This is a genomic window from Burkholderia sp. Ax-1719 (assembly GCF_011753055.1).
In the GTDB taxonomy this organism is placed as follows: domain Bacteria; phylum Pseudomonadota; class Gammaproteobacteria; order Burkholderiales; family Burkholderiaceae; genus Paraburkholderia.
Window position 1 is genome coordinate 688907 of record NZ_VWWJ01000001.1, and the last position, 13261, is coordinate 702167.

General features: G+C 64.3%; 9 protein-coding genes. 1 reads left to right on the forward strand and 8 read right to left on the reverse strand.

The window, feature by feature from the left end:
* Nucleotides 1–64: 64 nt before the first annotated feature.
* The 7 genes from F3J17_RS03010 to phnX all read right to left on the reverse strand — a co-directional run bounded on the left by F3J17_RS03010 (nucleotide 65) and on the right by phnX (nucleotide 11436).
* Nucleotides 65–2548, reverse strand: coding sequence for a bacteriophage N4 adsorption protein A (locus tag F3J17_RS03010; RefSeq protein ID WP_167053616.1), 2484 nt, complete (start codon nucleotides 2546–2548; stop codon nucleotides 65–67).
* A complete protein-coding gene (locus F3J17_RS03015) occupies nucleotides 2545–4728 on the reverse strand; it encodes a glycosyl transferase family protein (protein ID WP_167053618.1) in 2184 nt (727 codons plus the stop codon). Before F3J17_RS03015 ends, F3J17_RS03010 begins: the two co-directional genes overlap by 4 nt.
* On the reverse strand, nucleotides 4725–7055 hold the full coding sequence (locus F3J17_RS03020; protein WP_240160734.1) for a cellulose biosynthesis cyclic di-GMP-binding regulatory protein BcsB: 2331 nt from the start codon (nucleotides 7053–7055) through the stop codon (nucleotides 4725–4727). The genes F3J17_RS03015 and F3J17_RS03020 overlap by 4 nt, the downstream gene beginning before the upstream one ends.
* A 284-nt stretch (nucleotides 7056–7339) precedes the next feature.
* Nucleotides 7340–7693, reverse strand: coding sequence for a hypothetical protein (locus F3J17_RS03025; protein WP_167053622.1), 354 nt, complete (start codon nucleotides 7691–7693; stop codon nucleotides 7340–7342).
* Nucleotides 7694–7884: 191 nt separating this feature from the next.
* Nucleotides 7885–9279 carry an MFS transporter gene (locus F3J17_RS03030; RefSeq protein ID WP_167054474.1) on the reverse strand — a complete coding sequence of 465 codons (1395 nt, stop codon included), beginning with the start codon at nucleotides 9277–9279 and terminating at the stop codon, nucleotides 7885–7887.
* 121 nt (nucleotides 9280–9400) lie between these two features.
* Nucleotides 9401–10549 (reverse strand): iron-containing alcohol dehydrogenase PsrA, encoded by a 1149-nt coding sequence (gene psrA, locus F3J17_RS03035; RefSeq protein ID WP_240160735.1) that lies wholly within the window; start codon nucleotides 10547–10549, stop codon nucleotides 9401–9403.
* Nucleotides 10546–11436: a phosphonoacetaldehyde hydrolase gene (gene phnX, locus F3J17_RS03040; protein WP_167053624.1), complete on the reverse strand. Its 891-nt coding sequence runs from the start codon at nucleotides 11434–11436 to the stop codon at nucleotides 10546–10548. The genes psrA and phnX overlap by 4 nt, the downstream gene beginning before the upstream one ends.
* Before the next feature lie 203 nt (nucleotides 11437–11639).
* On the opposite strand from phnX, the gene F3J17_RS03045 reads away from it, so the two are divergent.
* Nucleotides 11640–12509, forward strand: a complete 870-nt coding sequence (locus F3J17_RS03045) for a LysR substrate-binding domain-containing protein (RefSeq protein WP_167053626.1) — start codon at nucleotides 11640–11642, stop codon at nucleotides 12507–12509.
* Between the two features lie 29 nt (nucleotides 12510–12538).
* Here F3J17_RS03045 and F3J17_RS03050 read toward each other — a convergent pair whose 3' ends face one another.
* Nucleotides 12539–13198 (reverse strand): glutathione S-transferase family protein, encoded by a 660-nt coding sequence (locus F3J17_RS03050; protein WP_167053628.1) that lies wholly within the window; start codon nucleotides 13196–13198, stop codon nucleotides 12539–12541.
* Nucleotides 13199–13261 lie beyond the last annotated feature (63 nt).

Genomic DNA, 13261 nt, shown 5'->3' on the forward strand with positions numbered 1-13261 from the left:
TTTGGCAGCGCGACAGGCAAAGAGTAGGCGCGTCGCGACAGCGCGCCAATTACATCGGATGTAATCAATACGAGAAAGTCGCGCCGAAAAACACGCCCTTGGCGCGGTCGTCGCCTGCTACACGAACGCGATATTGCACCGATACATCGACGAATGAGCGCGGTGCATCATAGGGGCCGCCGCGAAACCAGAAACGTGCCGCCACGCCTGCGCCGATGCCTACAGGCACACTATGGTCGATGGCCGAATCGTAATCCGCGCCCGCCACCAGGTGCGGGAACACGGTCAGACGCGGGTCGATCGCGTCGAGCCGGAAGGTGCGCCCCACACGCACGTTGGCGGTTGCGTAGGTCGAAGGATGCTGGATGTAGTGACCCACTTCGCCGTACGCCACGCCGGTCCACCAGCTTGGTACGTCCTGGCGCAAGGTCGTGCCGAAGCCATCCGACCACGCCGCGCGCGCCAGCCAGTCGCCGCGCACGCTGGAGCCAATCGGCAGGATGCGTTCGAAGGCGAAGATCGCGTTGGTCGAGGTGAATGGCTTCACGCGTGCGCCCAGCGCTGCCTGCAAGGTCTGTACGCCCGAAGGCGAATCGCCTTTGACGCCGAAGTTTTCATAGCCGCGTGCGTAGAGTTCGAAGGCGCGCTCGCCCAGGCTGCCGAACGGACGCCAGTAGGCTTCCGTGCCCGCCTGCCAGTTGTTGGCGATACCGGGCGTAGGATTGCTGACAAGGCCGTTCTGGATGCCGCCGCCGCGATAGTTGAGCGTGGCGTTGAAGCCCCAGTTGCGGGTGGCGTCCGCGTGGGCGCTGCGGGCGTCGGCGAGCGCTTGCGGGGTCATCGGCGTCGAGTGGTCATTGGCGTTCGCAGATTGCGTGCCGTTGTCGATTGCGCGTTCGAGCCATTTCGCGCCCTGGGCGTTGTGATGCGTCTGCAAGGCCGCATAGCCCGCGTCGCCGGCGGCCGAGGGCGGCAGTGCGCCCTCGGCGTCGGCCTGCGCGAATGCCGCGTAAGCGCGGGGTGTGTCGCCCGCTCGTTGTGCGAGGTACGCGACCTGGAGCGGGTCCATCCCGTCGATGACGCCGCTGGCGAGCGCATCGCGCGCCGCGTTGCGCGCCGCACGCGTGTCCCCGTTCGCGACCAGCGCGTCGATCAGTTCGAGGCGATGCTGCGGGTCGTCGGGCGCGGCGGCGACGGCGGAGCGCAGCGCCGTGACAGCCGTTGCATGATCGCCGCGCGCCGTCGCTTCGCGCGCGGTGCGAACGTCTGCGAAAGCGGGGTCCGCGGCGTAGAGATCGCAGGCGGCGCCGAATGCGTCGTCGTGGCAATCGAAGATGGGGCGCGCGAGCGGGTCGATATCCGCGACGCGGCTTGCGTCATGGACAGCAAGCATGCGATGGGCGCGCTGGCGGCGCAGGGCAATGACCGCATCGGTGTCGTCGTGCGCTGCTTGCAGCGGCGCGAGTACGTCCAGCGCTTCCTGCGGCCGATGCTGCGCGAGGCGCACGTCCGCGATGATTGCGCGTGCCGTGCGGGCGTCTCGTGCGGCGCGCTCGGTGTCCTTTACCTGGCGATCCGAATCATTCGATGAAAGCGCGATGGCGTGCGAGAAGTCATCGTCGGCATTTCGCTCATGCTGCGCAGCGCGAGCGTAACCGCGCAGCGTCCACGCGAGCGGATTCGTGTTGTCCTGCGCGATGGCCGCACCTGCAGCGGCTTCCGCGCCCGCCAGATCGCCACGCGCGAATAGCACGTCGAGTAATTGCATCCGGAATGCGCTGCGCTCCGGCGCGTACGCGACAGCCTGTTGCGCGAGCTTTCGCGCGGTGTCCAGGTCGCCGCGCTCGCGCGCGTCATAAGAGGCAACCGAAGCCTGTGGCGCAAGCTTCGCGCCAATGTCCGTGCGGCGCGAGTGCAATTCGGTGGTCTCGCCAAACCGTGCCGTTGCGTCCTGCGCGGCGGTCCACGCTTCATCGTCGTGGCCCGAAGCGGAAAGCGCATCGATCAACAGATAGCGCAGGCGTTCGACTTCGGGCGCAATCGCAATCGCCTGACGTGCGTGGTCGATGGCGTCGCCGTAGTCCTTGTGCGCATAGGCGTCATACGCGGCGCGCGCTTCCACGCCCGCACGGCCCGGCAGGTCGCTCGCGCCGCCCGCGCCCGCAGCGGCGATCTGCGCGCGTCGTGAGACCAGCGCTTCGTTGGGCCCGAGATCCCGGATCGCGTCGCTCAACTCGCGTTCGGCCTCTGTGCGATGGCCGCCCGCCGCGAGTGCGTTCGCACGCAGCACGCGCAGTTCGATCACATCGGGCCGCTGGCGGATGGCTTCGCTTGCCAGCGTGGCGCTTTCGTCGTAACGATGCGCGTTGTACGCGGCATAGGCTTCGCGCGCGACCCGATAGGCCGCGCCCGACAGTTCGAGCGGCAGCGGATGATCGGCGAATGCTTGCGGTGCATGGAGCACGGTGAGCGCGGCCAGCAGCCACGCGGCGGCGGCCGTGCGCGGCGCACGGCGATCGGTCTTGTTGTTGTGTACGGCGCGCGTCATCGGCCTCCCGTTTGCGCGTCGCGCAGTTGCCGCTGGGCGGCAATGGCGCTTTGCAGCGCCTCGCGCGAAATGATGTGGCGTGCCACCATGAAATCGCCAATACGACCGTCGCGGTCGGGGCGGTATTCCTGCAACGCCGCGTCGAATCTAGCCCTTGAAACAAGGCCCATTTCGATCAGCATGTCGCCGAGCAGCGGGACGCCGCGCGTCGCGCCCAGGTCGGCGGGCGACATCACGGCCACTTCGCCGTTTTCTCCCACCAGCAACGGCTCTTCCACACGGCGCAGAATGCGCAGTCCGGCCGTCACCTCGCTCTCGCGCACGATATGCAGCGCCACCGTGCGTTGCGTGATCGAATGCAGATCGTCGATTGCTTCGTCAGTCAGCAGACTCGCGGCGACGAACACGGCATGGCCGCTCTCGTCGATGCCTTGCGGCAGCGTGCGCAGACGCACGAGCACGTCGATGGGCACCTGATTGTCGGGATCGTCCAGTTTTGCAGGCACGAAATTGCCGCGCGGCAGGTCGGTCTGGAACGCCACGGCTTCGGCGAGCGTTTCTTCGTCTAGCCAGCCATTGGCCATCAGCACACGCCCGAGCGGCGCTTCGCGCGCATGCTCTTCGTGCAGCGCGCGTTCGAGCGTCGCCGGGTCGATTGCCTGCCAGGACACCAGCAATTCGCCAAGCGTCTGCCGTGTGTTGCGCAGGCCGCCCGCACTCGGAAAATCGTGCATCGTCTTGTCCCAGGTGAGGCGCTTGCCCGTAATCAGATGGATCAGGAACAGCCGCCACGCACGCAGCGCAGCCAGAAAATTGATGAAGTTGCTGATGATGAGGCGCGGCACCGCGAGCACGCCGTGCTCCCAGCCATAGAGGCGCGTCGTGAAGATCACGCGCTGTCCCACGCGCAACAGCAAGGCAATGAAGTTCGCGGTCAGCAGCGTATTCATCCACGGCGAGTCGATGAACGGTGAGGGAAAGAGGTCGGGCGTGAGGCCGAGCAGCGATGCCAGCGCGAACAGCATGAACTGGATCACCAGCAGATAGCCCACCATGCCGACGAACGACGTCACGATGCCCTTGCGGTCGCGCAGTAGCAGGTAGCGGTTGGCGATCGAGCCGGTCCAGCCCGTGAGCGCCCATCCTTGCAGGCCAATGCCCAGCGTCCAGCGTGCGCGCTGACGATAAGCAGTTCGAAGCGTGTCGGGAAAGTACTCGCGCACGCACAGCGGCATCGTGGTGGTGACTTCGCGCTCGGGGCCGAGACCGAACCACGTCGTGCGGTGCGTAACGAATTGCACCGGAAAGCGCGCGAAGATCGATTGCAATCCCATGCGGCCGATGCGCTCGCCGATGTCGTAATCCTCCGTAAGACTTTCAGTGTTGAAGGGCTGCGCTTTGGTGTCGTCGATCAGCGCGAGCATCGCGCGGCGCGAAAAGCAGGTGCCCACACCCGCCGACGGCACCGCGCCCACGAGGCTCTCGCGTACCACCAGATCCTTGGCGTGCCATTCCGCGAACTCGTCCATATAGGTGCCAGCAACCAGCTCGCACCAGTCGCGTTCGAGCGACGCCACGGGCAACTGGATCATGTCCTTGCGTGGCAGCAGGTAGTTGAAGAACTTCAATTCGAGCGGATGCAGCACGTCCTCGCTGTCGTGCATGACCACGCCGGCGAATTCGGTGCCCGCCTCGAATTCGTAGCGAAACACTGCCTGCACGATCCAGTTCAGGCAATCGGCCTTGCAGGTCGGCCCGTCGTGTGGCACTTCCACGCGATGCAGATGCTTGTAGCGATGACGCATGCGCTCCACTTCGGCGATGGTCGCCGCATCGTTCTGATAGGTGCCGACGAACACGCGATAGGCGCGGTAATCGAGCACCCGCACGAGGTCCTCGATCATCGCGGCGATCACGTCGTGCTCCTGCCACGCGGGCACCATGATCGCAAGTGGCTGTTCCGTGCGCTGGTGCAATTGCGCGACGGTGAGCGGCTTGTATTGCCGTTTCACCGTGAAGTGGCGCACGGTTTCGCGGATCCAGTACCAGAGGTCGATGAACAGATCATCGAGGCTCGACAGCAGGATGATGGCCGAGACGAACACGGCCGCATGCTCTAGCCACTGGTAATACTCCGCGAGCGCAATGCGCCCATAGAAGCCGAGCGTGGCGAGCATCATGGCTTGTCTCGCGGCGGTGCGCTCTTGTTGCCGCTGTTTGTGCCATTGGTCATGCCATTACTCGCACCACTCACGGGCGGCTGTTGCGCGGCGGCGCGACGCTCTTCGCTCGTCTGTGCGGTGCGGCGCTTGCGGGCGATCTGTGCAATCACGATCAGCGCGAGCAGCAACAACATCAGCACGAAAGGGATGCCCCAGCGCGCCCAATGGTGCGTGACCCAGGCCGTGCTGTCCGCGCCGGTCGCGGCGAGGTCGTCGGGATTGATGGTGTCGAAGCGCTTGAGCACGCCCGTGGCGTCCACCACGGCGATATTGCCGCGTGAAAGCTGGAGCTTGTCGGTCAGCACCGGCGCGTTGCCCGTCGAGCGATACACGATGCCATGCGCGTCGCCCGAAGTGCCCACGCTCAGCACCGCGAGGCGCGAGAGACCGGAGACGTCGATCAGTTTGTCGCCGTGCGTCGAGGTCAGTTGCAGTCGGTCAGGCGAGAACGCGACGGGATCGCTTTCGTCGGCGAGTGCCACGTCGGTGGCGAGGAAGGGTCCCGAGGGATGCGCGGACTGCCCCTTGCCGATCACCTCGAAGTGCGCGGGCAACGGCGCAACGCCCGCCGCGCCGGTGAGTACGGCGAGGCGTGGCACGCTATGGAGCGCGTCGTCCAGATACGCCTGGGGCACGATCACTGTCGCCGAAGACGCATAGCGCGCGGCCATGCCGACGAAGTCGGCGCCCGGCGTGCCGTCCGCGAGTGTCAGATGGCTGCTGGGCAGCACCGCGACCGGATACGCCTGGCGCGCCTGGCAACCCGCATCGGGCTGACGCCGGAAGGTCACGCGCAGGTTATTGGTGCGCGCGAGCGCATAGCGCGGGATCTTCAGGCGCAGACGCTGGCGATGACCGTCCACGTCGAGCAGCTTCGCGCCGATCATCACGTCGTTGAAATAGACCGTCGCGGTGGCGGCGCCGTTGGAAAGCGTCGGCGAGGCCGCAAGATCCAGCACGACTTCATCGGGCAGCTTCTTTTCGCCGGAGGCCGCCGCGAGGTCGAAGCTGGCTTCCCACGAATCGATCGAATGAACGTCCACGCTGCGTGGCTCGCCGCCCAGATCCGAAAGCAGGATGGTGTCGCCATGCAGACGCGCGCCCGGATCGATGTGATGGACCACCACGCGCTGCGATACGTCGATGGGACGCCAGCTATGCGCAAGCACGCTCGCGCCCGCGTTGTCGCCCACGACGATCACGGCGCGGCCGCCGTAGTGCGCGACGCGCGCCTCGCCGGCGGCAAGCGGCGCGACGATCTGCGCGGCACTATTCGCGCGCCAGGCGTCGAAGCCAGGCAGTTCGCCCGGCGCACTAGTGGCGATCTGGGCGCGTAACGCGTCGAGCGCGCTATTGAAGCGCGTGCGTAGCGCCGCGTCGGCGAGCAGCACGTCGGGGCCGAATGCATTGCGCGGCGCGAGCGCGAGCAGCGCGCCCAGTTCGGCGGCATTGGCGACGACGTGTTGGCCTGCGTCCGGCGCATTCGCAGCCGTTGCGAGCGCATCGAATGCGGGAATGCCGCGCAAGGCGGCGGGGATGGTCGTGGGATCGAAGCCGCGCAGATCGGCAGGCTGGCCCACGGCGGGCACGGCCTGCATGGTGGGCCGCTTGCCGTCGCGCTGCAGCAGGGCGTCGGTGCGCCAGGCTGTGTCGAGCGAGGCGGCGTCCAGTTGTGCGCCCGCCACGGTGAGCACCGGCGCATAGGGCAGCGCGCTCCAGGCGGTGCGCAGATCGCGTACGTCGGCCGGGTCGAAACGGTAGCTCAGGCGCGTGGACGGATCGACGCGCAGCACGTTGCCGATGGCGGTCTGATCGGTGCAAACGTTGTCATTGATGACCGATGCGTAGCCGAGACCCAGCCGCACGAAGCCCACCGAACGCGGCGCGCCGTCCACGCCCAGATTGACGTTCACGCCGCCTTCTGACTTGTCGAGCGCGCGCGAGGCGACCGGCGAGCCGTCGAGCGAGAGCAGCATGGTAGTGCGGCCGCCGTCGCCGCGCACGTAGCCGCCGTCGAATTGGAGCGTGGCGTCGCTGATCGGCACGTCGGCGGGAACGGGCAGGAAGAACTCGCGCCGCGTATCTGGCGCGGTCAGTGTGACGGCGCTGAGCAGACCCAGTTCGCGCAGCGTGACGACACGCGTGACAGGGATGCTGCGGTTCAGTTGCGTGAAGCCGTTGGTATCGGCGCCGGGATCGGCAGCAAAGGACGGCGTATTGATTAGTATGCCGAAACAGGTGGCAAGGAGTAGCGCGCGCGGCGCGCGATGCGTGCAGGAGATCAAGTGCGGTTCTCTCGGGACGAGTTGGACCGGCGACGGACGGTAAGTCCGGCGCATGAAGCGAAGCGTGGTGTTTTTGCCCTTGCGCTTGCGGTAATCAGTCAGTCAGATCAGTGCGATCTGCTGGATCGCTCGGGTGGGGAGAGCGCGCAGGAATGCGCCGGCCTTGCGTCGCAAGTGGCGCGCGACGCAGGGGCAGCGATTTTGACGCCCCGTCTTCTTGCAGAAATCGACCGCGGTGTGGAGTTCATTGCGCCGCCTCGCTTTTATTCGTATTGGGTCAGATATTAATCGGTGACGAATGGACGAAGCGGTACGAACATGTAAAAAAGTTTTTCAGCGGGAACGAAATAATTTGGTGGATATAGCAATTCGGAAAATCTTGCGATAAAAATCGGGCCAACAGTTAGCGTGCTATCGAAGATCGAGAAAAAGATGCCGCTGCCTTTAAAAGCGGTAAGCGAAGTGCATCTATGCATCGCCAAAAAATATGAAGAAAGTCCGTTGGAAAGCGCTTGTAAGTCCGGCTGGCACGCGCTTTCCGCCGGATTGGTCAGTACCCGTTCGCGGGCGCATTGATTTAAACCTGTCACTGTTGACAGGTTGAGGCGTTGCAGAGGGTACATAAGCTGTCGTTTCATCGTTCAGGTGCTGCGCTTCTTTATTGCTATATCGACAAATAAACCCGGAGATTGTTGTCCGGACATTAAGTGGGGGATTTAGCAAAAAGCGATCCCGACATAAAAGACCGGTCAAAAGAAAACGGCGCCCGGTTCTTCCGAACCGGGCGCCGTCTGGCATCAAGCACAATCAACCGCTATTGAACGAGTGATCAGGCCACGCGCGGCACTCCCTCGGCCGGCAGCTTGAAACCATCGTCCACACTGCCTTCTTCCAGCGACACATTGCGTGTTTCGCGACCCATCATCCACCATGCCGCCGCCGCGATCGGGCCGGGCAAGGCGAGCAGCAGCAGACCGATCAGCGCCGCCGAGGGCGTGCCCGAAGCCGCATAGACATTGGTCAGCATCAGCGGTGCAATCACCGCACCCAGACGTCCCACCGCCACGGAGATCCCCAGGCCGGTAGCGCGGATACGCGTCGGGAGGATCTCCGAAGACACCACGTAACCCGAGATATACGCCCACGTCACGCCAAACTGGATCAGGCAATAGCCGATCACCATGCCAGGCAGCGTGTGCATCGCGTAGATCACCACGATGGCGAGCGTCGTGAAGGTGTAGCTGACGAACAGCGAAGCACGGCGGCCCCAGGCCTCGACCAGCACCGCGGCAGTCAGACCGCCCGCAAGTGCGGCAGCATTGCCGTAGACGTAGTAGATCGGCATGTCGGCGGCGGATACCTTCATGTACGGCAGGATCACCAGCGCCATCAGCGACAGTACGCCATACACCACGGCGGCCTGCGAGAAGTTCAGCGCGCTGGCCAGGCCGCAGCGCATGCGATACGCGCCAAACAACTCACGCAGATTGCGCCAGAAGGCGGGATGCACGGGCACCAGTGTGGTCTTCGGATAACGCTGTGCAGCCTGGGCGCGCTCCTGTTGTGTGAGCTTGCTATGCGCGGCGCTCGCGGCGATGCTTTCGACGATCGCTTCAGCTTCCGCTACGCGGCCTTGTTGCAGCAGCCAGCGCGGCGATTCGGGAATCACGCGGCGAATCCAGAAGAACAGCAGCGCCATGGTGGTGCCGAAGCCAAAGCCCACGCGCCACGAGATCGCGCCCGGCAGATGGTTGAGCACGAGGTACGAGATTGCCGCCGAAATCAGCGCGCCCACCGGAAAGCCCGAGAGAATCAGCGAATCGGTACGGCCGCGATGACGGCGGGGAATGAACTCGCCCATCGTGGCGGTCACGGCGGAATATTCGCCGCCTACCGCGAGCGCGGTCATGGCGCGGAAGAACAGGAACGATTCATAGTTCCACGAGAACACCGTGGCGACGCTGAAAAACGCATACCACAGCAGCGTCGCGAGAAAGAGCTTCTTGCGGCCGTAGCGATCGGCAAGATAGCCGAAGCCGATGGCCCCCACCAGCATGCCGAACACCCAGATGCTCACAGCAAGCGATCCCTGTGCGGAACTCAGATGCCATTGGGTCTTCAGGACACCGAAGACACTGCCGATGATGTTGGTCTCGAACGAATCGAGCGCCCAGCCCACGCCAAGGGCCACCAGCATCAGCGTGTGAAAGCGGGTCCACGGCATGTTGTCGAGGCGCGCTAGCGCATCGGTTTCGACGGTGCGCGGGGCGGAGCCTGGCGCAGAGGTGTGCGTAGTCACGCTGGATTCTCCTGAGCGATGAATATCGATGAGCAACGGTTAGGTGTCAGTGCACGGCGATGCTTTGCGCGCGTGCAGCGAAGTCGATGTGCGGGAAATTCGCGCGCTGGCCGATGAAGTTGCGCCCGCGTGCGCCGTCGAAGGCGTGATCGACGATGGTTTCCCATTGATCCGCGTCCACGCCATAAGCCGACGGATGGCTCGATACGCCTAGCGTGTCGAGCAGGGCGGCCAATTGCGCCGGCGCCTGTTCGATATCGCCGAAAATCTCAGCCAGCGCGGCATCGCAATCCGGGTCCACGCCAAGCGCGGCTTCCATCACCGCTGGCAGGCAGAACGAGCAGGCAATGCCGTGCGCCACGCCGCGCGAGAGCGTGATGGCGTAGGAAATGTTGTGTGCGAGCGCAGTGCGCGTGTTTGAGAACGCAAGGCCGGCGCGCAGCGCGCCCAGCGCCATCGCGCCACGTGCTTCGAGGTCCTGAGGATTCTCGCTCACGCGCTGCAGACCGGAAATCAGTTCGCGCGCCGCATGAATCGCGAGGCCGCGCGTGACGGGATTCGCATGCACATTCCAGATGCTTTCGAGCGCATGAGAAAGTGCATCCAGACCGCTGGCGATGGTCGGCTGCATCGGCAGGCCGACCATCAGACTTGGATCGACGATCACGGCTTCGGCGTAGAGGTCTTCGCGCGAGAGCGAAAGCTTGCGGTCGTTTTCAGGGTCCCAAACCGTGGCCCAGCAGGTCACTTCGCTGCCGGTGCCTGCAGTGGTGGGAATGGCGATGATCGGCAGCGCGCGGCGACCGGTGGCTTCACCGCCTTCGAGGTAGGCGAGCACGGGTTCGAATGCGCCGTGCTCCGCGGCCAGCACTTTGGCGCTGTCCATCACGGAGCCGCCGCCCAGCGCAATCAGCACTTCGGGGGCTTCATCGGTCTTGGCAAGCGCGATGAGTTGCTCGCAGGCGCGCCGCAGCATCGGCACCGAAGGATTGGCTTCGACGGAATCGATGCGTCCCATTGCCGGGCCGTTGCGCGCTTCGATGCGGTCCGCGAGATCGGCGAACAGCGCATCGGGATAGGTGACGATCACATAGCGGCGGCCTGCAATGGCTTCGCCGATTTCATCGAGCGAACCCGCGCCAAAGCGCACGCGCACGGGGTTGTGGAAATTCCATGTATGCAGGTTGCCGCTCATGCTGCCACTCCCGCGGCCAGTGCACGTTCGATGGCGTCGATCACGCCGGGCAGTTCGGCGATGCTGTCGATCAGGAAATGCGCGCCGGTGCGGGCAAGTTTGTCGCGCGCGGGAGTGAGCAGGGCTTCGCGTGCATCGGCGTCCAGCGCCTGCCATTGCGCGAGCGAAAGGCCCACTTCGTTGCCCGTCGCCACGATACCCACGGTCCACATGCCGGCGGCAAGGCCCGCTTCCAGACCCGTGGGGCTGTCGTCCACCACGACGCAGCTTTGCACGTGCGCGGCGCCCAGCGCGAGCGCATTGGCGAGGCACATATCGGGCCACGGACGGCCGCGCGCCACGTCGCTCACCGTGCAGCAGAAGTCGGGCGCATAACCGTGCGCGGCGGCAATCGGCTGAAGGTTCTTCATCACTTCGCGCGGATAGCCCGTGGTGCTGCCGATGGCGATGCCGCGTGCGCGCAATGCCGCGATGGTTTCCAGCGCGCCCGGAATCAGCGCGCTGTATTTGGCGACGTTGATTTCATCGATGCGCAGGAACGACGCGTAGAGCGCGTCGATATCGTCTTCATTCGAGGCACGGCCAAATTGTGCGAGCCAGCGCGCCTGTACCTTGGCGTCGCGCAGGATCATGGCGATATGTTCGCGCTTGGCGGCGCCCATCGGCGCACGCGCTTCTTCCACGCTGATCGGCAACTGGGCGAGCGCGAACGCTTCGCAGAAGGCCTCGACAGGCGCGATGCAACCGAAATCCAGCACCGTGCCGGCCCAGTCGAAGATCGCGGTGGTGATGGGGCCACGGTACGGCGTCGCGCGGCGTGGATTGCGTGCGCGGGAATCCAGTGCTTCGTTAAGGGAGTGAACGTTGAGGGCAGGGGTCGTCGTCATGCTCGCACCGAAAAAGCCAAAAAGGTCGGGGTAGGAACTTCACATCAGACGAATCCGGAGATTCGCGATGCATTCAGTCCGGGTGTGAGCAGCAGAATAGTTTTGACACATGACGCCGCTATGATCGAAATACCCGTTGAAATTCGGTGCTCCCACCGAATTTTTCGGTGAGTTACAAAATCGATCATCAAGATGACGTCTCTATGACATTGACCCAGATCCGCGCATTTATTGCGGTCGTGCATCACGGCGGTTTCACCGCGGCCGCGCGCGCGCTCAACATGAGCCAGACCACCGTGACCTCGCAGATTCAGGCGCTCGAACAGGAGCACGGGGTGCAGTTATTTCACCGGCGCGGACGTCGTGTGGAGCTTTCGGAGGTGGGCCTCGATCTGTTGCCGATTGCGCGCCAGATCGGCGGGCTGGAGAACGACGCCATTTCACTGCTGCGCGATAGCGGCGCGCTTACGCATGGTTCGCTCAAGATCGGCGCGGTGGGGCCGTTTCATGTGACGGAAATGATCGAGGCGTATCACGCGCGTCATCCGCATTTGCATCTCTCAGTCACGCTCGGCAATTCAGAACATGTGATGCGCGAGCTGGATGCGTATACGTGCGATGTGGGCGTAGTGGCGCGTGCGTCCGACGACGAGCGCTATCACATGCAGCTTTACGCGCGATATCCCGTGGTGGTGTTCGTGCACGCCGCGCATCCCTTCGCGCGGCGCGGGTCGATCGAACTAGCGGAACTGGCGGGCGAGCGCCTGCTGATGCGCGAGGCCGGTTCGACTACGCGGCTTGCATTGGAAGAGGCGCTGGCCGGTATTGGCGCGACGCCGCGCGTGGCGATGGAGATCGGCAGCCGCGAGGCGTTGCGCGAAGCGGTGGCGCGTGGGCTGGGCGTGGGAACGGTGTCGGAGTCGGAATATGTGCCGGACGAGCGATTGCGCAAAGTGCGTATCGAAGGCGACCCAATTTCGACGCATATTCACGTGTGCTGTCTCAAGGAGCGCCGTGAGAGCAGGCTGGTTGCGTCGTTCTTTTCAGCGGTGCAGGCGCTGAGTTCGCCTTAAAATAATCGGTATGACGAAATAACGGGTGACTAGAACTCCATGTCGAGTTCGTCGATATCCACGGTTTCGGTCTGTGCCGCTGCAATCCACTCGGCTACATAGGGCTGCTTGAGCACGCGCAGACAATATTCGCCGATATCGGGATCGATCGGCACTTCGTAGGTGAGCAGGCGCGTGACGACGGGCGCATACATCGCGTCGGCCGCGCCGATTTCGCCGAATAGCCACGGTCCGCCATATTGCGCAAAACACTCGCGCCAGATCGCAACGATGCGTTCGATATCGTCCTGGGCGCGCGACCAGATGCGAAAGTTCGGAAAATGACCGCGCAGATTCATCGGCAATGCCGAGCGCAACGCGCTGAAACCCGAGTGCATTTCGCCGCAGACCGAGCGGCAGTGTGAGCGTGCCTTGCGCTCGACGGGCAGCAGTTTCGCGTCCGGACAGATTTCGTTGAGATATTCGCAAATGGCCAGCGTGTCCCAGATCTCGATGCCATCGTGCCGCAGGCACGGCACGAGGATCGAAGGCGATAGCAGCAGGAGTTCGGCGCGCGCGGCGGCATCGTCGACGGGCACCGTCACCGTATCGAACTCAAGGCCCGCGAGCTTCGCGAGCAGCCAGCCGCGCATTGACCACGACGAGTAATTGCGGCTGCTGATCGTGAGGCTCGTATTCGTCTGATTCATGCAGGTCTCCTGAGCACTGCGCACACGGCACGGGCGCGGCGCACCGCGAAGGTCGCCGTCATG

What these genes read in the sequence shown, in the direction of transcription:
- F3J17_RS03010 (WP_167053616.1), bottom strand. Translation starts at nt 2,548, where the DNA reads ATGACGCGCGCCGTACACAACAACAAGACCGATCGCCGTGCGCCGCGC.
- F3J17_RS03015 (WP_167053618.1), bottom strand. Translation starts at nt 4,728, where the DNA reads ATGATGCTCGCCACGCTCGGCTTCTATGGGCGCATTGCGCTCGCGGAG.
- F3J17_RS03025 (WP_167053622.1), bottom strand. Translation starts at nt 7,693, where the DNA reads ATGAAACGACAGCTTATGTACCCTCTGCAACGCCTCAACCTGTCAACA.
- F3J17_RS03030 (WP_167054474.1), bottom strand. Translation starts at nt 9,279, where the DNA reads ATGCCGTGGACCCGCTTTCACACGCTGATGCTGGTGGCCCTTGGCGTG.
- psrA (WP_240160735.1), bottom strand. Translation starts at nt 10,549, where the DNA reads ATGAGCGGCAACCTGCATACATGGAATTTCCACAACCCCGTGCGCGTG.
- phnX (WP_167053624.1), bottom strand. Translation starts at nt 11,436, where the DNA reads ATGACGACGACCCCTGCCCTCAACGTTCACTCCCTTAACGAAGCACTG.
- F3J17_RS03045 (WP_167053626.1), top strand. Translation starts at nt 11,640, where the DNA reads ATGACATTGACCCAGATCCGCGCATTTATTGCGGTCGTGCATCACGGC.
- F3J17_RS03050 (WP_167053628.1), bottom strand. Translation starts at nt 13,198, where the DNA reads ATGAATCAGACGAATACGAGCCTCACGATCAGCAGCCGCAATTACTCG.